The following is a 21,759-nucleotide window of genomic DNA, read 5'->3' on the forward strand; positions in this document are numbered from 1 at the left end:
TCCTGCCGGCGGTCGGAGGCGGCCGACCCCGGGATACCGTCCAGGGGCTCCCTCGATCCCTCGAAAGGTCCCTACGTGTCCTCACGCACCCGGCAGAGCCTCTCTGCCGTTCTCGGCCTCACCCTCGCAGCCACCGCGCTGTCGCTGGTCCAGGCCCCGGCCGCGCACGCCGCGCCGGTCGATCTCACCCTGCTCGACATCAACGACTACCACGGCCGCATCTCGAGCGACGGCGGGAGCGGGTCCGCCGAGGCCACGACCTACAGCACCGTCGAGCTCGCCACCACGATCCAGGGCATCCGTTCGGCCGAGGGCGACGCCAACGTCCTCTTCGTGTCCGCGGGCGACAACATCGGGGCGTCCCTGTTCACCTCGGCCTTCACCGAGGACCAGCCGACCATCGACGTGCTGAACGCGCTCGGGCTGGCCTCGTCGACGTTGGGCAACCACGAGCTCGACAAGGGCTACGACTGGCTGCAGGACAACGTCGTCGAGGGCACCGCCGACTACCGCGAGGCGAGCTTCCCGATCCTCGGGGCCAACGTCTACCTCAAGGGCACCACCACGCCCGCTCTCCGCGAGTACTCGACCCACCAGGTCGCGGGCGTGGACGTCTGCATGATCGGTGCCGTCACCGAGGAGACGCCCACCCTGGTGAGCCCGTCCGGGATCGCGTCGCTGGAGTTCGGCGACCCGGTGGCCGCCGTCAACCGCGTCGCGGGCCAGCTCGAGGCCGCCGACACCTGCGACGTCATCGTCGCCAGCTACCACGAGGGCGCCGGCGCCGGCACGCCAGACAACGCCGCGCTGGAGGACGAGGTGGCCGCAGGCGGCGCCTTCGCCGACATCGTGACGACGACCGCGCCGGCCGTCGACGTCATCTTCACCGGTCACACGCACAAGGAGTACGTCTGGAACGCCGACAAGCCCGGCGGTGGCACCCGACCCGTCGTGCAGACCGGCTCCTACGGCACGAAGATCGGTCAGGTCGACCTGGCCTACGACCCCGACACCGACGTGGTCTCCGTGCCGGCCGCGAAGCTGGTCACCGTCGGGACGACCGAGAACCTGGCCGACCCCGTCGTCGCCGAGGTGGACGGCATCGTCAGGAGCGCCGAAGCGGCCGCCAACGTGGTCGGCGACGTCCCCGTCGGCGAGGTGACGGACGACGTCACCAGCGCCTACTCCGGTGGCAGCTACGGTCCCGACGGCTACACCGGAGGCACGCGGGACAACCGCCTCTCCGAGTCCACCCTGGGCAACCTGGTGGCCGACGCGCTGCGCGAGACCCCCATCACCGACATCCCCGGCCTGACCAGCCCCGACATCGGCCTCGTCAACCCCGGTGGCCTGCGCAACGAGCTCCTCTACGCCGCCAACCTGGCCGCGAGCCCCCAGGACGCCCCCGGCGTGGTCACCTTCGAGGAGGCCAACGCGGTCCTGCCGTTCGCCAACAACATCTCCTACGTGACGCTCACCGGAGCCGAGCTCAGGAAGGTCCTCGAGCAGCAGTGGCAGACCACCGCCGACGGGGTCACCCGCCCCAGCCGTCCGTTCCTCCACCTGGGACTGTCGAAGAACGTCCAGGTCATCGCGAAGCCCGACACCTCGGCGACCTCTCCGGTGGGCAACAACATCCTGAGCGTGACGATCGACGGGCGGCCCGTGGTCGACGACCGTGAGTACGTCGTCTCCACCTTCTCGTTCCTCGCGACCGGAGGCGACAACTTCCGCGCGTTCAAGGAGGGCACCAACCGCGACACCGGCAAGGTCGACCGGGACCTGTGGATCAACGGCTACTTCGGCGACGACGAGGCCAAGAGCCCGAGCTTCGCCCGGCGCCAGGTCTTCGCCACCGGCGTGGGTGCCACGCCGGTCCAGCCCGGTGACCAGCTCGACCTGCAGCTCACCAAGCTCGACCTCACCTCGCTCGGTGCGCCTCTCAACACCGCGGTCGAGGCCAGTGTCGTCCTGGGCGACACCGTGACGAGCCTCGGCTCGTCGCCTGTCGCCAACGGCACGGCCGACGTCGACGTCACGGTCCCCGACGACGCCTACGGCGCCACCGTCCGGCTCGTCGCGCAGCCGAGCGGAACCACGGTCTCGATCCCCGTGGCCAAGGCCGCCTCGTCGGTCTCGGCGAGCGCGCGGCGGACGTCGTACGGCCAGCCGGTCCCGGTCGACGTCGTCGTCGACTCCGAGGCGCGTGCCGACGGGACCGTGACGGTCACCGCCGGCAGCAGGGTCGTCGGCACCGGCACGGTCACCGACGGTCGTGGGACCGTGACCATCCCGGGCAGGACGCTCGAGCCCGGCACCACCGCGCTCACGGCGACCTTCTCCGGTCCTCAGGCCGAGAACGCCGCGACCGCGCTGCGCGCCACCGTCACCAAGGCATCGGCGACCGTGACGGCGACCAAGAGGACCGGCAAGGTGGTCGTCCGCAGGACCCGGGCCGTGGTCAAGGTGGTCGTGCGGACCTTCGGTCAGCGCGCGACCGGCAAGGTCACCGTCAGGGTCGCCGGCCGGACCTACACCCGCACCCTGCGGTCGGGCGTCGCGACGGTCCAGCTCAAGCGGTTCACGGCTGCCGGCCGGCGCACGGTCGTCGTGCGCTACCTCGGCAACGCCCTCACCCTGCCGGCGAGGGACACGCTCGCGCTGAAGGTCACCAAGAGGTAGTCCACCCCGGATCGGCCCCGTCCCTGGTCTCAGGGGCGGGGCCGTCTGGCCTCACAAGTGCGCAGCCTGCTCGGTCGGAGTGGTACACCCTGACCAGCAAGGAGGCTGTCGTGATCGAGGTGCTCATGACGTGCCCACGGTGCGATGCCGAGATCAGCGTGGACATGGCCTCGGCCGTCCTGCGCATGGACGTCACCCCGCGCGCCGAGGCCGAGCTGCTCTGCTCGTGCCCGTCGTGCGAGAGGCCCGCCACGTGGCGGATCCGTGGCGACCTCGTCACCAAGCTGCTGTTCGTGGGGATCGAGCCGCTGCGCCTCAGCGAGCCCTCGCTGCCGGTCGAGGACCGTGCGCCCGACCTGCCGCCGCTCACGCTCGACGACCTTCTCGAGTGGCACCTGGACCTGGCGCCGATCTGGACGACCATCCCCTGGGAGCGCTGACCCGGCCCGGTGCCGGATGTCGCGATCGGCCCAGGAGCGGCTCACCCGTTGCCCGGTCCGGTCGCGCCGAACCCGGATCGCCACGTGGGATGACGCGGTGTCCACCCGGCAGCCCTGGCCTTGGCGTTCGACGCGCCCCGTCCGCCGGGGGACCGGTGGGCCCAGACCGTCGAGGTCGGTGCGGGTGCACCAATCGACCGGGCATAGACGGGCAGCCACTCGGTCGCCGGCGCGGGCTCGTCGTCGACGATGTTGTAGGCCCCCGCGGGCCAGTGGATCGCCTGGAGGGTCGCGGAGACGGCGTCGTCGATGTGCACGAAGGAGTTGACGGTGCGCGTCGCGGGGAGGAGCCCCTCGGCCACGGCATCGGCGACTCGGCCGCCCTCGGCGTACCAGGTGCCGGGTCCGTACCACCAGCCGAAGCGGAGGATCGTGGGCCCGGCGAGGGTGCGCGCGAGGTCCTCCATGGCAGCCACCGCGGAGCCCTCCTCGACCGGCTCGTCCTCGTCCGCCAGGCCGTGGCCGTCCTCGTAGGCCCAGGCGATGCTCTGGACCACGATTCGTCCGACGCCGGCCCGGTGGGCGGCCGCCACGAGGTTCCTCGTGCCCTCCCGCCTGATCCGTGCCGTGGCACGGGTGTCGTAGTGGCGGAGGTCGGACAGCTGGTGGATGACCAGGTCCGGCGCCGCCGTCGCGACCAGCTCGGTGAGGCGCGCCGAGTCGTAGACGTCGACCACCACGCCCGTGGCGCCCGAGCGCTCGATCCGATCGACGTTCCCGAGGTGGCGGGTCGTGGCCACGACCTCGTGCCCCGCGGCGAGGAGACGGGGCACCAGCCTCCTGCCGATGACCCCGGTCCCGCCGGCGAGGAAGATGCGCATGGGGTCCCTCCGTTGTCGGTGCGGATCGGTGACGCTGCCGGTGTGCGGGCCGCCTCGTCGCCCACGGCCGGTCTACGCCGCGCTGTCCTGGCTGGTGGGCACCGTGTCGAGGGGCTGGTCGGCTGGCCGGGTGGAGGACGCCGGGAGTGGGCCGTGGAGCTCGGTGTAGCCGCCGTCGGCTGCCCGCACGATCACTCCGGTCTCGAACCCGAGGGCCGCCGCCGTGCGCTCCCGCTCCTGCAGGCCGAGGCACACCGCGCGCGTCACGACGAAGGCCAGCGCGGGTCCGAGCACGAGGGCCACCCTGAGGGCGTAGATGAGGGACTCGAACGCGAGGTGGAGCTGGGTCGCCATGATGTCGACGCCGGCGGAGGAGAGCAGGACGCCGTAGAACACGGCGCCGGCAGCGCCGGCGCCGGTCCGCACCGGGTGGTCGCGTGGGCGGTCCAGCACGTGGTGCTCCTCGTGGTCCCCGGAGAGCCTGCTCTCGATGAACGGGTAGGCGGCGACGAGCACCAGGAAGCCACCGATGACCGCCATGGGGACGAGCAGCCCCAGCGACCACGTGTTGCCCCCGAGCACGACCTCCCACCCGGGCGGCACCAGCCGCAGCGCTCCGTCGAGGAATCCGAGGTACCAGTCGGGTTGGCTGCCGTTCGACGCGACGGCGGGGTTGGCCGGACCGTAGAGCCAGATGGGGCTGACCGTCATGGCTCCGCCCATGAGGACCAGCACCCCCACCGCGACGAGGAACAGGCCGCCGGAGCGCGCGATCGTCACGCGGAGGGTGGACGCACGGCCGCCTTCGCTGTCGTGTTCCCGCCCGGCCGCCGAGCGCATGGGTCCGCGCACGAACGCCAGGCGCAGCCGCAGCGCGACGACGGCGACCAGGAGCCCGGGGACCACGTAGACGTGCAGCGGGTAGAGCGTCTCCATGATGTGCCCGGGGAACTCGCCGCCGAAGAGGAGGAACGCGAGCCGAGGGCCGACGACAGGCACGCCCAGCACCATCCCGTGCATGATCCTCAGCCCCGTGCCCGACAGCATGTCGTCCGGCATCGCGTAGCCGCTCCACCCACCCGCCAGCGCGAGCACGAAGGTCGCGAACAGCAGCAGCCACATCCCTCGCCGCGGCTTGCGGAAAGCGCCGGAGAAGAACGTGCTGAACAGCTGCAGGATCAGGGAGGCGGGGAGCACGAGTGCGGCCCAGTGGTGGGCCTGCCGGGCCAGGAGCCCGCCGCGCACCTCGAAGCTGAGGTGCATGGTGGAGGCGTACGCCGGGGACACCTCGACGCCCGCCAGCGGCGTGTAGCTGCCGTCGTACCTGAGGTGGGGGCCGGAGGCGTCGTAGAACGACGTCAGGAACACTCCCGTCACCAGCAGGACCACCATCGCCGCCATCGAGATGACGCCGAACGTGTGGGCCCAGCGGTGGGGAGCCACGCGCCCGCGGGACCGCGTCGCCCACCGCTCACGCAGCATCCGCGTCACCCGTCCGTGACGAAGGGCGAGCCTCGAGACGACCGCCGCTCACGAACTCCTGTCGGGGGCGTTGGACCGAGGCCAGCGACACGATGTCGCGTCCCAGGAAGAGCGCGGTGATCCAGCCGGCCGCGACGCGGATCTTGCGCTCCCAGGTCGGGATGGCGAGCACCTGGTAGCCGCGGTGGATCAGCCACCCGAGGAATCCCCTGATGGCCACGGGGCCGGCCTCGAACACGCCGGTCCCCAGTCCCAGCGTCGCGACGGTTCCGAGGCTGCGGTGGCGGTAGGGCCGGGGTGCCGCGCCGCGCAGCGTCCGCGTGATGTTGCGCGCCAGTCGCTTGCCCTGACGGACGGCGTGCTGTGCGTTGGGCACGGTGTAGACGTACGGCGGGGACGCGGTGCGTGAGAGGTCCGGCACCGCGGCGTTGTCGCCGGCCGCCCAGGCGTCGTCCCGACCCCAGGCGTCTCCCGTCGTGGACGCGGGGCCCATCGCCCAGGCGTCGGTCACCGGGTGGTCGTCCGTGCCGACGCGGAGGTCGGGGCGCACGATGAGCAGGCCGCGTGCGTTGACGGGCAGGTCGGAGCGCTTGGCGATGGTCGGGTTGGCGGCCGTCCCCGCCGTCCAGACGATCAGGTCGGACCCGAAGCGCTCGCCCGAGGACAGGACGACCTCGCCTCCCACCGCCGAGGTCACCGTGGTCCTCAGGTGCACCCGGGCCCCCCGACGCTCGAGCGAGCGCACCACCCACGCGCCGGTCTTGGCGGAGACCTCGGGCAGGACGCGCTCGCTCGCCTCCACCAGGTGGAAGTGGAGCTCGTGGGGCTCGATCTCCGGATACCTCTTCACCGCGGCCTGCGACAGGCTGAGCAGCTCCCCGAACCCTTCGACACCCGCGTAGCCGGCGCCGACGAACGTGACGGTCAGGGCGCTGGAGCGGGCCGGCCCCTTCGGCAGGTCCGCGGCCCGGTCGAGCGCCGTGAGCAGCCCGTCCCGGATGGCGACGGCCTCCTCGACGTGCTTGAGGCCCAGCGCTGTCTCCGCGATGCCCGGCACGGGGAACGTGCGGGTGACGGCGCCCGCGGTGACCACGATGATGTCGTAGGACAGGCTCACGTCCCGCCCGTCGTTCATGCGGGCCTCCACGGACTTGCTCGCATGGTCGATCGACGTCGCGCGTCCGCTCAGCACGGTGGTGCGCCGCAGGTGCCTGCGCAGCGACACGGCCACGTGGCGGGCCTCGATCGATCCGCCCACCACCTCCGGCAGGAACGGCTGGTAGGTCATGTACGGACGAGGGTCGAGGATCGTCACGGACGCCTCCGACCGCTTGAGGCGCTTCTCGAGGTGCCACGCGGCGTAGAAGCCGGCATAGCCGCCACCGACGATGAGGATCTGGGGAGTACGGAACATCGACGCTTCTCCTGACTGGGTGCGATCCCGTGCGGGGTCTCGCTTCTTCGACACCTGGGCGCCGCCGGATGTGAGGTGGGGCGTGGAGAGGGCCACCGGGCCGGCGCAGGACGCCGGCGTACCGTGGATGGCATGGACCGGGGACTTATGCTCAACGACGCGGACTGCGGCTTCTGCATGCGCACCGCCACGCTGGTGCCGCGCCTGGGCGTCGACGTCGAAAGCTCCACCGTGCAGTCGGCCGACCTCGCCGCACTGGGTGTCGACGAGGAGCGAGCCCTGGTGGAGATGCCCTACGTCCACCCCGACGGACGCGTGGACTACGGACACCAGGCGTTCGCGGCGATCCTGCGCACCGGCCCGCTGCCGTGGCGCCTGGTCGGGCGGCTGATGACGACCCGGCCCGTCGACCCGGTCGCGAGGCGCGCCTACCACTGGATCGCCGCCAACCGCTCGCGCCTGCCGGGCGGGACGCCCGCCTGCTCGCTCGACGCTCGCTGAGTCTCGGGCCTGGCGGGTCCGTCGACCCTTGACCTCACGAACGACGGCGGTGCGTGGTCGAGGGACCATGACCACCCCCAGGCCTGAACGCATCCTCGTCATCGGCGGCGGCTACGCCGGCGTCCTGTGTGCCAACCGGCTCGCTGGGAGGCTGGGGTCGCGAGCGCGGATCACCCTGGTCAACCCGATCGAGCCGTTCGTCGAACGGGTTCGCCTCCACGAGGTCGCCGCCCGGACCGACGCCGAGCCGGCCACCCGCCACTCGCTCCGGTCCCTGCTGAGGCCCTCGGTGGGGCTCCGGATCGCCCGCGTGACGAGGATCCGACCCGACGCCCATCGGGTAGACGGTGTCGAGGGCGCGGAGAACAGACCGTGGACCGACCACTACGACACGCTGGTGTACGCCGTCGGCAGTGGCGTGCCGGTCGGCGCGGTCCCCGGCGCGGCCGAGCACGCCCACAACATCTCCAGCCTGGAGGCGGCCCAGGCGCTGCGCCGCCGACTCGCCCAGCTCTCCGACGACGCCTCCGTCCTCATCGTCGGCGGGGGAGCGACCGCGATCGAGCTCGTCACGGAGCTCGCATCGCGACGACCGAGCCTGCGGCTCAGCATCGTCACCTCGTCCCGGCTCGCCCCCACCCTCTCGGTGAAGGCACGCCGCTACCTCGAGCAGGCTCAGGCGATGTCCTACGTCGACGTCGTGGAGCACACTCCCGTCACCGAGGTGACCCGGACCGGTGTCCGCACCGACCAGGGCGAGGAGCTGGCCGCGGACTGCGTGGTGTGGGCCGCGTCGTTCGCGGTGCCCACCCTCGCGCGGGACAGCGGTCTCGAGGTCGACCGCTCCGGTCGGCTGGTCGTCGACGAGTGCCTGCGCACCGCGAGGCACCCGGACATCCTCGGCGCGGGCGACGGGAGCGTCATCCTCGGACCGTCCGGCGCGACCCTGCGGATGGCGTGTGCGACAGCGATCCCCCAGGGGGGTCATGCGGCCGCCACGGTCATCGCGGGACTCGAGGGGCGCTCGCCCGAGCCCTTCGCGCTCGCCTATCTCGTCCTGGCGATGAGCCTGGGGCCCGGCGACGGACTCGTCCAGCGGACCCGGTTCGACGACACGCCGAGCGGGACCGTCCTCACGGGCAGGCCCGCGGCGGCGTTCAACGAGCTGAACACCAGGTACGCGAGGTCGGTCCTCGCCTGGGAGCGGACGCGCGCCGGCGCGTACCGCTGGGCCAAGCCGCCCACGAGCGCCCGCCGCGAGGGGCGCCGCAGGTCGGGACGACGCAGACTGCGAATCTGAGCAGCGACATCACATCTCACCGGTCTGTCCGGTCGAGCACGCAGAGGAGGTCCACCATGGACGAAGAGCCAGCTGAGACGAACCGTGACCTGCGTGCTGCCGACGGACCGGACCCGGGCGTCGACGTCCTGGAGGAGAGACGTCACCTGATCTCGTTGGCGTTCAGGATGCTCGGGACCATGGCCGAGGCCGAGGACGCGGTCCAGGAGACGTACGTGCGCTGGTACCGGATGAGCCAGGAGGAGCGGGACGTCATCGAGGTCCCGGCGGCGTGGCTGACCCGCGTGGCGAGCCGCGTCTGCCTCAACGTGCTCGGCTCGGCGCGCTGGCGACGGGAGTCGTACGCCGGGCCGTGGCTGCCGGAGCCCATCCCTGCGCACGCGGTCAGCGGGCTGTCCGCCTCGGTCACCGACCCGGCCGACCAGGTCACGTTGGACGACTCGGTCAGCACGGCTCTGCTCGTCGTCCTGGAGTCGATGACCGCCGCGGAGCGGGTGTCGTTCGTCCTGCACGACATCTTCGCCATGCCGTTCAACGAGATCGCGGAGATCGTCGGGCGAAGCCCGGCAGCCTGTCGTCAGCTCGCCACCTCGGCACGACGCCGGGTGCAGCAGGGGCGTGACCGCCGGGTCTCGCGGGCCGAGCACGACGAGGTCGTGACCGCGTTCGCCACGGCCGCTCGCAACGGGGACCTCGCCGGCCTGGTGGCCGTGCTCGACCCCGAGGTGGTCTGGAGGTCCGACGGTGGCGGTGTCGTGAACGCCGCGCGCAAGCCCGTGGTCGGGGCCGACCGGGTCGTGAGCTTCTTCATGGGCCTCCTCGCCAAGTACCCGCAGGCCGCGGTGCGCGAGCAGGCGACGCCGGACGGCCTCGGCTTCGCGCTGTGGGACGAGGGACGGGTCATCGGCGTGGTCACCCTCGAGGTCGTGGACGGCCTCATCTCCGACATCCGCACGGTGATGAACCCGCACAAGCTGACTCTCTGGAACTGACGGCACCTCACATCTCGCGGGCCCGTCTTGTCGTCGTCGTTGTCAGCACCGTGCTGCCGCTACGAAGGAGACCAGATGAGCACCACGAAGTGTCGCGCCGTCGTCATCGGCGGGGGATACGCCGGAGTCATGGCCGCCAACCGGATGCAGGGCAGCGCCGAGGTCGACGTCACCCTCGTCAACCCCCGGCCCGTGTTCGTCGAGCGCATCCGGCTCCACCAGCTCGCCATCGACGACGACGACGCCGTCGAGGACTACGCGTCCCTGCTCAACCCGGATGTCGAGCTCGTGGTCGACTCGGCCGAGCGCATCGTCGCGTCCCAGCGTCGCGTGTTCCTCGCCTCCGGCGCGACCGTCGAGTACGACTACCTCGTCTACGCCGTGGGCAGCACGGGCCACGTGCCCTCCGCCGTGCGGGGCGCTGCCGAGCACGCCTACCCCATCAGCGAGCTCGAGCAGGCACAACGGCTCAGGTCACGGCTGGCAGTCCTGCCGCTGTCGTCGCCCGTCACGGTGGTCGGCGGTGGTCTCACGGGGATCGAGACCGCCTCCGAGCTCGCGGAGGCGGGGCGGCGCGTGACCCTGGTCAGCGACGCCATCGCGCCGACGCTGAGCACGCCGGGTCGCCGGTCCGTGACCCGGCAGCTGGCCGCGCGCGGGGTCACCCTGGTGGAGGGGCCGGGCGCCGCGGTCGCCGCGGTCGCCGCGGACCGGCTGGAGCTCGCGGACGGCAGGGTGCTGCCGAGCGAGGTCACGGTGTGGACCGCAGGCTTCAGCGTTCCGCAGCTGGCCGCCTCCAGCGGCCTGAGCACGGACTCGTGCGGCCGGCTGCTGACGGACGAGACGCTGACGAGCGTCGACGACGCCCGGATCGTCGCCGCCGGCGACGCCGCGGCACCGTCCGACATGCCGTTCCGGATGAGCTGTCAGTCGGGGCTGCCGCTCGGTGCCCACGCGGGCGACACCGTGGTGGCTCGGTGGGGGAGCGGCCGCGTCACCGAGGTCAGCGTGCCCATGTACGCCCAGTGCATCAGCGTCGGGCGCACCGGGGGGACCGTCCAGGTGCAGCGCAGCGACGACACCCCCCGGCGCCTCTACGTCGGGGGGCGCGCCGGTGCCCTGATCAAGGAGCGGGTGTGCCGTCAGACCCTCCAGTGGATGCGCGGCGAGGCCCGGAAGCCGGGCTCCTACCGGATGCCGAAGGGGCCCGAGCGAGCCGGCACCATCGCGTCGCCCCACGTCTCCGGGGCCTCCTGAGCGACCGGTGTCCACCCGCCGGGTGGGAGCCCAGGCTGGGTCAGGCCGCACGGGCGGTGTCGCGGTGGCCATCCTCGTCCAGGATGCGTCGCAGGATGGCCCCGATCACCTGCGGCTCTGCCTCGAATCGTCGGAAGCGCGGGACGACGCTCGACGCGAGCCAGCGCCACCGGTCGTCGTAGTCGGTGATCCGCGGCCACCCCCGTGCGCCGGAGGCACGCTGGTCCGCGCGGGCGAGGGTGTAGAGGTAGAACGAGGTGAAGTAGTCGATCGCCTGGCACGGTCCCCGCGTCTCGAACGTCGTCGCCGACCCGACCGAGACGGCCCACGCGTACCGGCCGGAGAGACGGTCGAAGCGGGGCTGCACCACGACGCGCTGCTCGTGCTCGAGCAGGAGGAGGTTGCCCCTCCAGACGAGTTCCCGGGCCCTCCCTCGAGCCGCGGGCGACGCCGTCGCGTCCTCCAGCACCTGCCGAGCCTGGTCCAGTGCCTCGAACCCTGCCAGCACGGGGGCGTAGCGAGGCTCGTCGCGCAGGAGCGCGCGGAGCAGCGTGATCCCGTCCTGCGAGGTCAGGTAGGCGAGGTGGACCCAGAACAGGTCGTCGAAGATGGCGTTGTTCGTCGCCCGGAGCGTGTCCACGTCCCCGGTGAGCACCCGCCACCTCTCCGGTCCCTGCCGTCGGGCGGAGCCCCGGAGCCCCGGGTGGAGGTGGAGCGGAAGGAGGGCCACGCGGACGTGGTGCGACGCGATCGCCGCCATGCCGGCCCACTTGAAGCACGTGGGCAGCGCCAGGTAGGCCCAGGCGTAGCACGACGAGATCTCCCGGTTGCGGTGCAGGGCGCAGCACTCGTCCACAAGGAGCCCCTGGGCCAGGGCCTTCCAGCCGGCGACCGTGCGGGGAGCGCCCTGCTCCTGGATCCGATCGAGGGCGACGAGCAGTCGCCCGCCACCGAGCCCTTCCTCGCTCGCTGTGCTCACGCTCGACATCCGTGCCTCCTAGGTGATGAGGGCGACCCCCTCATCACCTACGACCGTTGCGGCACGCCGATCGTGAGGTCGCCGACCTCGGTGGTCGAGGCGCGAGCGCAGCGAGCCTCGAGACCACCCCGACGCACCGGCGGCCGTCTCCCCGTGCGGTCAGCCGAGGAACGCCCGCAGGGCCGCGTTGACCTCGTCGGCGTGGGTCCAGAGCAGGCCGTGCGGGGCGCCCTCGACCTCGACGTAGTCGGCGTGCGGCACGAGGTCTCGGAAGCGCCGGCCGGTGACGTCGATCGGCAGGATGTTGTCGGCGGTGCCGTGGAGGATCAGCGTCGGCAGCTGCGCGGCGCGGACCGCCTCCACGTCGTGCCGGAAGTCCTCGATCCAGCTGGACACCACGGCGTACGCCGCGACGGGGGCGCTGGCGGTGGCGGTGTTCCAGTTCGCCCGGACGACGTCCTCGCTGACACGCGATCCCAGAGTCTCGTCGAGGTTGTAGAAGTCCCGGAAGAACTGGGTGAACCACGCATAGCGGTCGGCTCTGGCCGCGGCCTCGATGTCGTCGAAGACCTTCGACGGGACTCCGCCCGGGTTGTCGTCGCGCTGCACGAGGAAGGGCTCGAGGGAGGCGAGGAACGCGAGCCTGGCGATGCGCTCGGTGCCGTGCTTCGCGACGTAGCGGGCCAGCTCGCCCGTGCCCATCGAGAAGCCGACCAGGATGACGTCGCGGAGGTCGAGCGTCGTGAGCACGGCGTCCAGGTCGGCGGCGAAGGTGTCGTAGTCGTAGCCGGTGCCGACCTTGGAGGACCGGCCGAAGCCGCGACGGTCGTAGGTGACGACGCGGTAGCCGGCGGCGAGCAGCTCGCGCGTCTGGCGCTCCCAGCTGTCACCGTCCAGCGGGTAGCCGTGGATGAGGACGACGGGCTGGCCCGCCCCCTGGTCCCGGTAGTACAGCTCGATCGGAGTGCCGTTCTCGTGGCCGACGCTGATGAGTCCCATGGTCGTTCCCTTCCAGTGATGTGCGGTGCGGTCAGCAGGCCAGGGCGGCCGTGCCGGTGTCGATGCCCCTGCCGAAGGTCAGGGGCACGTCGTGGACGACGGCGCGCGCCTGGGCGCCGCCGGGGTGAGGGGTGAGGCCGTGCGCGGCCGACCGAAGCGCTCGGGCGAAGGCTCGCGCGTCCTGGAACCGGTCGTCGGGGGACTTGGCGAGGGCCTTCGCCAGCACCGCGTCGAGCGCGGGAGCCAGGTCGGGGCGGTGGGTGCTGAGCGTCGCCGGCTCCTCGTGCACGTGCTGGTAGGCGACGGAGACCGGGTCGTCGCCGACGAACGGCGGCCGCCCGGCCAGCAGCTCGTACAGCAGGCAGCCGGCGGAGTAGAGGTCGCTGCGAGCGCCCGCAGTCGCGCCGCGCGCCTGCTCCGGTGAGAGGTACGCGGGAGTTCCCAGGAACGCCTGGGCATGGGTGAGGGTCGCCGCGGGATCGCTGCCGTCACGAGCGATCCCGAAGTCGACGACCGTGACCGTGTGGTCCGGGGTGATGATCACGTTGCCCGGCTTGATGTCGCGGTGGACGACACCGGCCCGGTGGCTGAACTCCAGCGCCGAGAGGACTCCCAGCTGGTAGGAGATGGAGCGCTCGAGGGTCGAGTCTCCCTGTTTGAGCAGCTCTCGCAGCGACCGGCCAGGGACGTGGTCCATGACGAGGAACGGGACGCACACCCGGTCCGGCGAGGATCCGTCGACCGCGTCCCACCCGGCGTCCAGGAAGGTGACGATCGCGGGGTGACGCAGGCCGGCCAAGAGCTGCCCCTCGCGCCGGAACCTGGAGGCGAGCTGTGGATCGGCGGCGAGCTCCTGGCGCAGCACCTTCACGGCGACCCGGCGTCCTGCGCGGAGGTCGTGGGCCGAGTGCACGACGGAGGTCCCGCCACGACCGATCACCTCACCCAACCGGTAGCGGCCCCCCAGCACTCGTGACGGGCTCATCGGCGTGGCCTCCAGTGCAGCAGCCGGGACGTCAGGGCGACCGTGACGACGACCCAGACCAGGGTGCCCACCAGGAGGAGCAGCGAGTCGGCGAGGGAGACGACGCCGTTCCAGGCATCGAGGACCACGTGGAGGGTCGAGCCGCCGGCGAGCAGCCGCTCGAGCAGCGGGAGGTTCTCGGTCATCCAGACCCAGATCCAGTGCCAGCTGGCGACCGCGATCATCACGAGCCCATCGGCAGCGGGGTCGCCGGCGCGTGCTCCGGGCACGTCACGTGCAGGCTGCTCACGTCGGTGACGGGACTGGCGGGCATGACGGTCCTTCGTGTCTGGGGGATCCCGGCCCGCTGGTGGGGGCCGGTCGTTGCGGTGGCCATCAGGCTCGCAGCGGCGGCTGCCCCTTCGCGTCAGTGAAAAGCCCTGAGTGCTCCCCGGACGTCACGGTGCGGGACGCGCACGGGGACGGTGGACGCCCTGCCGCGCAGGCGGATCAGGGACTTCTACCGACGCGAAGGTGCAGCCGCCGGTGGGAGGCTGCGGAGCCGGCACTCGGCAGCGGAGGGAGCCGAGCGGCCCACCGCCCACGAGGAGGACGATGACCTGGAGCACGCGCGAGCTTGCCGAGCTGGCGGGGACGACCGTGAACACGATCCGGCACTACCACCGGCTCGGTCTCCTCGCTGAGCCGAGACGCCTGCCCAACGGCTACAAGCAGTACGGGGAGCGGGACCTCCTGCGGCTGCTGGAGGTCCGGCGGCTGGCCGAGCTGGGCGTCCCGCTCTCACGGATCGGGCAGGTCGGCGCGCGCGGCGAGGGCGGGCAGGACGCGTTGCGCGAGCTGGACGCCGAGCTCGCCGCCGGCGTCGAGCGTCTGCTGCGTGCTCGGGCCGACATCTCCGCGATCCTGGACGACGCCGACGTGGTCGGGACTCCGCACGACGAACACGGATAGGTCGGCGGCCCGCTCCACGGCGGCCCGGCCGCCAGGCTGTCAGGTCGGCTCGGGACGGCCGTAGGTCTCCAGCAGCCGGAGCCAGATCTCGTTCATGGTCGGATAGGCAGGCACGGCGTGCCACAGGCGATCGAGCGGCACCTGACCGACCACCGCGATCGTCGCCGCCTGGAGCAGCTCCGCGACGTCCTGACCCACGAAGGTCACCCCGAGGATGACGCGGCGCCTCTCGTCGACGACCATCCTGGCCATGCCCTGGTAGCCGTCGGCCTGGAGGCTCGCCCCCGCGACCGAGCCGAGGTCGTAGTCGACGACGCGCACGTCGTAGCCCGCCTCGGTGGCCTGCGCCGAGGTGAGGCCCACCGAGGCCACCTCCGGCACGCTGAAGACGACCTGCGGAACCGCCTCGTGATCAGCGGTCGCCACGTGAGCGCCCCAGGCGGTGTCGTCCACGGTCCTGCCGAGTGCGCGGGCGGCGATGGCGTCACCGGCGGCGCGCGCCTGGTACTTCCCCTGATGGGTCAGGAGAGCGCGGCGGTTCACGTCGCCGGTGGCGTACAGCCAGTCGGTGCCCCTCACGAGCAGGGTGTCGTCCACGTCGATCCACATGCCGGGCTCGATGCCGGCGACCTCGATGCCGATGTCGTCGGTGCGCGGAGCGCGGCCGGCGGCGACGAGCACCTCGTCGACCTCGACGCTGCGATCGCCGATGGACACGGTGACCCCGGCGGGGGTCCGGGTGACGGCGGTGGGCGACTTGCGGTGGATGGTGACGCCCAGCCCGTAGAGACCCGCCGTGACCAGGTCGCCGACGAAGTCCTCCTGGCCCCGCAGCAGGCCGCTGCGGGCGAAGACGGTCACCTCGGTCCCGAACGATGCGTAGGCCGTGGCCATCTCGACCGCGACGACACCGCCCCCGACGACGGCCAGCCGTGGGGGAGCGGCCTGCGCGCTGGTGGCCTCGCGCGGGGTCCACGGGCTCGCGTGGGCGAGGCCGGGGATGTCCGGGAGGAGCGGGTCGGATCCGGTGCTGATGACGACGGCGTGCCGCGCGGTCAGCACGGTCTCGACGCCGTCCGACGCGGTGACGGTGACCTGCCTGGTCGCGGTGAGCCGGCCGTACCCGCGGATCAGGGCGATGCCGGCCCCGGACACCCAGTCCACCTGGCTCGAGTCGTCCCAGCCCTGGGTGAAGCCGTCGCGGCGGGCGAGGACCGCGAAGACGTCGAGACCGCCGGTCACCGCCTCGCGTGCCCCGCCGACCTGTCGGGCCGCACGGAGCGCCATGCCGCTGCGGATGAGTGCCTTCGAGGGCATGCACGCCCAGTAGGAGCACTCACCGCCGACGAGCTCGTGCTCGACGAGCACGGCGGTGAGCCCGCCCTTCACCGCGCGGTCGGCGACGTTCTCCGCGACCGCGCCTCCTCCGATGACCACGACGTCGTATGCCGTCTCCATGAGACCTCCTTGCTGGCTGGTGCGTGCGCGGGCGCAGGGTGACGTCGTCGGTGACGCCGCGCCTCAGGACTGCGATCGAGCTGGACCGCCGAGACTCCGTCAGTCGAAGACGGCGGTGGCCTCGATCTCCACGAGCAGCGCGGGCGTCCACAGCGCCTGCACCCCGATGACGGTGATGGGCGGCAGCGGCGTGGTGAAGCCGTCGGACTGCTGGGCGCGCGCGGTGCCCTCCAGCAGCTCCTCGGCCATGGAGGGTGTCCAGCCGACGACGTAGATGGTCAGTCGTGCGACGTCGCCGACCTCGCCCCCAGCGCTCGTGACGCCCACGGCCACGTGGTGCATGGCGGAGTGGACCTGGCCGGCCAGGTCGGTCGAGGTCACCTCACCTTCCGGGGTCACGGCTGCCTGGCCGGCGAGCAGGAGCAGGCGAGTGCCGACGCCCAGGGCGACGGGCGCGTAGTCGGGCTGCTGCAGGAGGCCGTTCGGGTGGGAGAGGGTCACGGGCACGTGGGTCGTCCTTCGTGTCGGGGTCGGACGTGGCCGACCGTGGGGAGCGGTGGCGTCACAGCCACCCGTTCGTGCGGGCGACGCGAGCGGCCTCGTGACGGCTGCGCGTCTGGGTCTTGCGGATGGAGCTGGAGAGGTAGTTGCGCACGGTGCCCTCGGCCAGGCACAGGGCCGCTGCCATGTCGGAGACGCTGCGGGCCTCGCTGGTGAGGAGGAGGACGTCGAGCTCGCGGTCGGTGAGGGGGGAGTCGTCGACGATGGCGCGCGCGGAGACCTCCGGGTCCATCCAGCACCTGCCGTCGTGCAGGAGCCTGATCGCCGAGGCGATCTGGTCGACGTCGGACGACTTGCTGACCACGCCGCGGACGCCGGCCCGGAGAGCTCGGCGCAGTGTTGCCGGCCCTGCATGACGCGCCAGCACCAGGACTGCCTGGTGCGGTCGCGCACGGAGGATCGCGGAGACTGCCTCCAGCCCGTCGATCCCGGGCATCTCGACGTCGATGACGAGGACGTCCGGTCGCTCACGCACGGTGACCTCGACCGCCCGTCGTCCGTCAGCCACCTCGGCGACGACCTCGATCGCGCCCTCCATCGGCAGGAGCCTGGCCAAGGCCGTGCGCAGCAGCGACTCACCGTCCGCCAGGACGATCCTTGCCGGTGCGAGGTCGCGCTCCGTGGAGCCGAGCCCTTCCGGCTCGAGCAGACGTAGGCTCATGGTGCGGGTCCCGGCTCTCTCGGATCGCTGGCTGCTGGTGCTCGGACGGCGCGACGGCGCTAGCGGCCGGTCTTGCGACGGAACGCTCGCCACGTCATGGCGCGCGTGTCGGGATCATCGATCACCCCGGGCCTCAGCCGGTGGATCGCCTGGTGGTGGGGTGCTGTCTTGACGATCTGAGGATCGGAGTACGCCTCGTCGGAGATCCGCTGCATGACCGCGACCCACAGGTCCAGCGCCTCCTTGCCGTACATCTCGCCCGACTCGGGCGTGAACGGCTCGGGGACCAGCCAGGGCTCGTGGCTGGTCCACGCCGGGTCCACACCGAAGTCGGACATGCGGTTCAGGACGTCGTGGACGTCGACCCCGGTTTCCTCCTTCATCGTCTGCACGCTGTAGCGCGTCATCTCCATCCGAGGCGACGTCGCGTCAGGGTGCGAGCGGGTGATCCCGCGGATCGCGAGCAGCCCCTTCTCCATGTAGTTGTTGCCGAGGACGGACAGGTCCGACGCCTGCGCGATCTGCTCGGCACCCATGGAGCGGACCCACGCGTAGGCCTTGAGCACCACCGGGACGTTGCCGAAGAACTCGCGGATCTTGCCGCTGCTCTGCGGGCGGTCGTAGTCGAGGTGGTAGCGCTCGCCGTCTTGCACGACCAGCGGCGCCGGCAGGAACGGCGCCACCTCGGCGGAGCAGCCGTACGCACCGACGGCGGGGCCGCCGACGCCGCTCTTGGGCGCACCGAACGTCTTGTGCAGCATGAACATGCAGGCGTCGAAGCCGATCTCGCGCGGGCGGATCTTCGACATGGTGCCGTTGAAGTTGGCGCTGTCGTAGAAGCACAGGCCGCCCGCCTCGTGGACGATCCGCACCCACTCCTTCATCTCGGGGTTGTAGACCCCCATGTCGTCGGGGTTCCCCACCATCAGGCCGGCCGTCCGATCGGAGACCGCGGCCTTGAGCGCGTCGAGGGACGGGTAGCCGTTCTCGTCGAGCATCAGCGTGATGACCTTGAACCCCGCCGCCGCAGCGGTCGCGGCGTTGCACGGGTGGGTCTGGATGGTCGTGATGATCTCGTCGCGCTGCTCGAGCTCGCCGCGAGAGGCGTGGTAGGCACGGACCACGGCGCAGTTCGTGAACGCCGCCTCGGCGCCGCCGCCGGCCTGGAACACGAACTGGTCCATCCCCGACATCTCCCGCAGCACGAGATCGGCGTTGTGCACGATCTCCAACGTGCCCTGCATCGTGTCCTCGTGCTGGTGCGGGTGCACCTCGGTCACCTCGGGCCGCCACGCGAGCTCCTCGTTGACCTGGGGGTTGTACTTCATCGTGCAGGTGCCGAAGAGGCTGACGCCCATCATGCCCAGCGTCTGCTGGGACAGGCGCAGGTAGTGGTAGAGGACCTCCGGCTCCGAGAGCTCCGGCAGCGCGGGCGGCTGCCGGCGGCGTACGCCGGCGGGAACCAGGTCCGCGACGGGACCGACCCGGGACTCGATGTCCGGACCGACGTCGGAGAACACCACCCCGCGACGACCGGGGTATCCCATCTCCATGATGACCGGCTCGTTCCACACCGGGGCCTGGTACTCCTGGGGCTGCGTGCTCATCACGTGACGACCTTCCTGATGGCCTCGACGAGGCGCTCGATGTCGGACTGGGTGTGGATCTCGGTGACGCAGTAGAGGGCGCTCTGCCCCAGCTCGGGGAAGTCCTCCGACAGGTCCTTGCCGCCGAAGATGGCGACGTCTCGGAGGGCCTCGTTGACGGCATCGACGCTCCTGCCGGTCTCGTCGAAGTTGACGACGAACTCCTTGAAGAATCCCTGCGGGAAGGTGACGCTCACCCCCTCGACCTCGGACAGCAGCTGCGCCGCGTAGTGGGCGCGCTGCAGGATCTGTCCGCCGATCTCCTCGAATCCCCGGGGACCCATCATCGCCATGTACGTGGTGGCGGCGATGGCCCACATGTAGACCGAGTGGCCGGTCCAGTCGTTGCCCTTGTCGCGCAGTCCGTAGGAGGACTGCTCGAACAGGCTGAGCCCGAAGCCGTACTCGCCCTCCTGCAGGGTCTCGCCGATGCTGAGCAGCAGGGTCGGGTACTGGTGGGCGTAGCGGTCCTCGTCGCGCGAGGCGATGAACCCGCCCACGCCACCGCCGGTGTGCAGGTGCACTCCGAGCGGCTGGATGGTGCCCACCACGATGTCCGCGCCGACGTGGACCGGCGAGGCGAGCACGCCGAGCGAGATGGGGTCGACCCCGACGACGGTCTCGGCGCCCGCCGCTCGCGCGATGGCGGCGATCTCGGCCCCCTGGTGCTCGATGATGCCGAGGTAGGAAGGAGTCTCGAAGTAGACGGCGGCCGTCTGCTGGCCCACCGCGGCGCGCAGGTCGTCGAGGTCGACGAGGCCCGTGGCCGGGTCGTAGTCGATCAGACGGACCGCGATGTGGCCGGCCATCTCGGCGGGCTCGCAGTAGCTGCGGATGACGGAGAGCCGCTCCGGGTCGATCGCGCGCACGACGGCGACCTCGTGGCGACCGGTCAGGCGCGCGGCCATGCGCATGGCGTGCCCGGCAGCGGAGCCCCAGCTGCGCACCGGCAGGCCGACGAGCTCGAGGTCGACGAGCTCACCGAGCTGGCTGCTGAACTCGAACCACGCCTGGTTGCGGCCGTGGTCGGAGCTGGGCTCTCCGAACACCGAGGTGAGGAACTCGTTGCGCCGCACGACCTCGTCGCAGGCGGCGGGCACGTGGTGCTGCCACGCCCCCGCCCCGAGGAAGCTCAGGTTCTGCTCGCAGGTGCGGTTCTTCGACAGGATCCCGACGAGGTGGCGCTTGAGCTCGGCCTCGCTGAGCGCGGGCGGGAGATCCAGCGGACGCGTGCTGCGGTGGTCCGCGGGGATCTGCGAGAACAGCTCGTCGATGCTGTCGACGCCGATCGAGTCGAGCATCTCCTGCTGGATGGCCGGTACGGAGTTGGCCATGTACGGATGTGCGGTGCGTCCTCTCACGAGGATCTCCTTCGGTTGTGGGGGATGGGAGGTCGTCAGGTGCTGATCTTGAGAACCGTGCTGCGGTCGTGGCCGGTGACGATCCGGAGGTAGCCGCTGAGCTGCGCATCCAGGTCGTCGTCGCCGGTGTCGACGCGCAGCACGGGCTCGTCGAGCGCGGCGAGCTTCTCGACCGAGGAGACGACGATGATCCGGTCGCGGCCCGCTCGGCGGATCACGGCGGCGCTGAGCTGCTGGTTGCCTCGGCCGAACAGGCTTCCCTGTCCGCCCAGGACGCCGACGACGAGGTAGGTCTCGTGATCGGCCGTGAGTCCCAGCAACGACCGCTCGTCGAGATCGAGACCGACGGACTCACCGTCGAGGACGGCGTCGACGCCGAGCAGCGTGGACGGCACGCCCAGCGCCTCCGAGACCCGCCTCGTGGTCGTCCCCGGGCCCAGCAGGTACAGACATCCGGGTCGCATGCGCGCTGCCACCTGCCGGCTGGCCCCCGCCAGCGAGCCGTCCTCGCCCGGATGCCCGCCGGACTTCGCATGCTGCGCGAGGTGTCGTTCGTACGGACTCCGGGCGTACCCGTGGAGCTGGGCGGAGACCCGGTCCTCGCGGAAGGCCGCCTCGTCCAGATCCATGACCTCGGCGTCGCGGAGCGGCGCCCGGGGGCTGCGTTGCAGGAAGAGGGCCGCCAGGTTGGCGGCGTTCCTCGGGTTGGTGCCGAAGACCGCCGAGTGCATCTTGACGCCCGCCGGGACGCCGAGCATCGGTACCCCGTCACCCACGGCGCCGAGGACGTCACGCGCCGTGCCGTCGCCGCCGACGAAGAGGATGAGGTCGACCGGTCGGGACGCCAGTGTCTCGGCCAGCGCGCGGGTGTCGGCCGCCGAGGAGATGCCCGGCTCGCGTCGATGGACCACCAGCGGATCGAGTCCGGCTTCGCGCGCCGGCGTCTCGCCCAGCTCGCCGGAGCCGGTCACCAGGCGCAGGGGCGCCGCCAGCTCCGCGAGACGGCTCAGCGCGACGTACGCCCGCTCCTGGGCCTGGGGGGTCGCGCCGCGCCGGCGCGCCTCCTCGAGGACGCGCGGGCCGTCGGTTCCCTTGAGCCCCACCGATCCGCCCATGCCCGCGACCGGGTTGACGATGAGGCCGAGAGCGGGTCCGTCCTCCGGCAGGGGTGACGCGCTCACGGCGCCACTGCCGAGGTCGACGGCCCGA

20 protein-coding genes are annotated in these 21,759 nt (G+C 71.7%); 7 read left to right on the forward strand and 13 right to left on the reverse strand.

Annotated elements, in window-relative coordinates; all coding sequences use genetic code 11:
- The first annotated feature begins 75 nt into the window (after positions 1-75).
- Both IRQ30_RS03965 and IRQ30_RS03970 read left to right on the forward strand, forming a co-directional pair.
- Positions 76-2,682 carry a 5'-nucleotidase C-terminal domain-containing protein gene (locus tag IRQ30_RS03965; RefSeq protein ID WP_193611736.1) on the forward strand — a complete coding sequence of 869 codons (2,607 nt, stop codon included), beginning with the start codon at positions 76-78 and terminating at the stop codon, positions 2,680-2,682.
- Between the two features lie 110 nt (positions 2,683-2,792).
- On the forward strand, positions 2,793-3,122 hold the full coding sequence (locus IRQ30_RS03970) for a hypothetical protein (protein ID WP_193611737.1): 330 nt from the start codon (positions 2,793-2,795) through the stop codon (positions 3,120-3,122).
- A gap of 41 nt (positions 3,123-3,163) precedes the next feature.
- Here IRQ30_RS03970 and IRQ30_RS03975 read toward each other — a convergent pair whose 3' ends face one another.
- From IRQ30_RS03975 to IRQ30_RS03985, 3 genes are all read right to left on the reverse strand, one after another.
- Positions 3,164-4,003: an NAD-dependent epimerase/dehydratase family protein gene (locus tag IRQ30_RS03975; RefSeq protein ID WP_193611738.1), complete on the reverse strand. Its 840-nt coding sequence runs from the start codon at positions 4,001-4,003 to the stop codon at positions 3,164-3,166.
- 72 nt (positions 4,004-4,075) lie between these two features.
- Positions 4,076-5,446, reverse strand: coding sequence for a cytochrome b (locus tag IRQ30_RS03980; protein ID WP_338089561.1), 1,371 nt, complete (start codon positions 5,444-5,446; stop codon positions 4,076-4,078).
- A gap of 28 nt (positions 5,447-5,474) precedes the next feature.
- Positions 5,475-6,899 carry an NAD(P)/FAD-dependent oxidoreductase gene (locus IRQ30_RS03985; RefSeq protein ID WP_193611740.1) on the reverse strand — a complete coding sequence of 475 codons (1,425 nt, stop codon included), beginning with the start codon at positions 6,897-6,899 and terminating at the stop codon, positions 5,475-5,477.
- Between the two features lie 132 nt (positions 6,900-7,031).
- Here IRQ30_RS03985 and IRQ30_RS03990 point away from each other — a divergent pair, with 132 nt between their 5' ends.
- The 4 genes from IRQ30_RS03990 to IRQ30_RS04005 all read left to right on the forward strand — a co-directional run bounded on the left by IRQ30_RS03990 (position 7,032) and on the right by IRQ30_RS04005 (position 10,949).
- Complete coding sequence (locus tag IRQ30_RS03990; protein ID WP_193611741.1) at positions 7,032-7,400, forward strand: thiol-disulfide oxidoreductase DCC family protein; 369 nt, start codon at positions 7,032-7,034, stop codon at positions 7,398-7,400.
- Between the two features lie 67 nt (positions 7,401-7,467).
- The gene (locus tag IRQ30_RS03995) at positions 7,468-8,700 is read left to right on the forward strand and encodes an NAD(P)/FAD-dependent oxidoreductase (RefSeq protein ID WP_193611742.1); all 1,233 of its coding nucleotides are present in this window, start codon (positions 7,468-7,470) and stop codon (positions 8,698-8,700) included.
- Between the two features lie 56 nt (positions 8,701-8,756).
- Positions 8,757-9,692: an RNA polymerase sigma factor SigJ gene (gene sigJ / locus IRQ30_RS04000; protein WP_193611743.1), complete on the forward strand. Its 936-nt coding sequence runs from the start codon at positions 8,757-8,759 to the stop codon at positions 9,690-9,692.
- A 75-nt stretch (positions 9,693-9,767) separates the two neighbouring features.
- A complete protein-coding gene (locus IRQ30_RS04005) occupies positions 9,768-10,949 on the forward strand; it encodes an NAD(P)/FAD-dependent oxidoreductase (protein WP_193611744.1) in 1,182 nt (393 codons plus the stop codon).
- Between the two features lie 40 nt (positions 10,950-10,989).
- Here the strand turns inward: IRQ30_RS04005 and IRQ30_RS04010 are convergent, their stop codons facing one another.
- The 4 genes from IRQ30_RS04010 to IRQ30_RS04025 form a co-directional block, all read right to left on the reverse strand.
- Positions 10,990-11,928, reverse strand: a complete 939-nt coding sequence (locus IRQ30_RS04010; RefSeq protein ID WP_193611745.1) for a DUF2515 family protein — start codon at positions 11,926-11,928, stop codon at positions 10,990-10,992.
- A gap of 159 nt (positions 11,929-12,087) precedes the next feature.
- Positions 12,088-12,927: an alpha/beta fold hydrolase gene (locus tag IRQ30_RS04015; protein WP_193611746.1), complete on the reverse strand. Its 840-nt coding sequence runs from the start codon at positions 12,925-12,927 to the stop codon at positions 12,088-12,090.
- Positions 12,928-12,958: 31 nt separating this feature from the next.
- Positions 12,959-13,912, reverse strand: coding sequence for a protein kinase domain-containing protein (locus IRQ30_RS04020; RefSeq protein ID WP_193611747.1), 954 nt, complete (start codon positions 13,910-13,912; stop codon positions 12,959-12,961).
- Positions 13,909-14,136 carry a hypothetical protein gene (locus IRQ30_RS04025; protein ID WP_193611748.1) on the reverse strand — a complete coding sequence of 76 codons (228 nt, stop codon included), beginning with the start codon at positions 14,134-14,136 and terminating at the stop codon, positions 13,909-13,911. The genes IRQ30_RS04020 and IRQ30_RS04025 overlap by 4 nt, the downstream gene beginning before the upstream one ends.
- Positions 14,137-14,506: 370 nt before the next feature.
- Between IRQ30_RS04025 and IRQ30_RS04030 the strand changes: the two genes are divergently transcribed.
- Complete coding sequence (locus IRQ30_RS04030; RefSeq protein WP_193611749.1) at positions 14,507-14,863, forward strand: MerR family transcriptional regulator; 357 nt, start codon at positions 14,507-14,509, stop codon at positions 14,861-14,863.
- A gap of 39 nt (positions 14,864-14,902) precedes the next feature.
- Here IRQ30_RS04030 and IRQ30_RS04035 read toward each other — a convergent pair whose 3' ends face one another.
- The 6 genes from IRQ30_RS04035 to IRQ30_RS04060 form a co-directional block, all read right to left on the reverse strand.
- Positions 14,903-16,321 (reverse strand): dihydrolipoyl dehydrogenase family protein, encoded by a 1,419-nt coding sequence (locus IRQ30_RS04035; protein WP_193611750.1) that lies wholly within the window; start codon positions 16,319-16,321, stop codon positions 14,903-14,905.
- A gap of 99 nt (positions 16,322-16,420) precedes the next feature.
- Positions 16,421-16,828, reverse strand: a complete 408-nt coding sequence (locus IRQ30_RS04040; RefSeq protein WP_193611751.1) for a Rid family hydrolase — start codon at positions 16,826-16,828, stop codon at positions 16,421-16,423.
- Between the two features lie 55 nt (positions 16,829-16,883).
- The gene (locus IRQ30_RS04045; protein ID WP_193611752.1) at positions 16,884-17,543 is read right to left on the reverse strand and encodes a response regulator transcription factor; all 660 of its coding nucleotides are present in this window, start codon (positions 17,541-17,543) and stop codon (positions 16,884-16,886) included.
- A 59-nt stretch (positions 17,544-17,602) separates the two neighbouring features.
- A complete protein-coding gene (gene gcvPB, locus IRQ30_RS04050; RefSeq protein ID WP_193611753.1) occupies positions 17,603-19,150 on the reverse strand; it encodes an aminomethyl-transferring glycine dehydrogenase subunit GcvPB in 1,548 nt (515 codons plus the stop codon).
- On the reverse strand, positions 19,150-20,550 hold the full coding sequence (gcvPA, locus tag IRQ30_RS04055) for an aminomethyl-transferring glycine dehydrogenase subunit GcvPA (protein WP_338089562.1): 1,401 nt from the start codon (positions 20,548-20,550) through the stop codon (positions 19,150-19,152). The genes gcvPB and gcvPA overlap by 1 nt, the downstream gene beginning before the upstream one ends.
- Before the next feature lie 35 nt (positions 20,551-20,585).
- Complete coding sequence (locus IRQ30_RS04060; protein WP_338089563.1) at positions 20,586-21,731, reverse strand: ATP-NAD kinase family protein; 1,146 nt, start codon at positions 21,729-21,731, stop codon at positions 20,586-20,588.
- Positions 21,732-21,759: the final 28 nt, after the last annotated feature.

The organism is Nocardioides lijunqiniae, from assembly GCF_015024225.1.
GTDB classification, from domain to species: Bacteria; Actinomycetota; Actinomycetes; order Propionibacteriales; family Nocardioidaceae; genus Nocardioides; species Nocardioides lijunqiniae.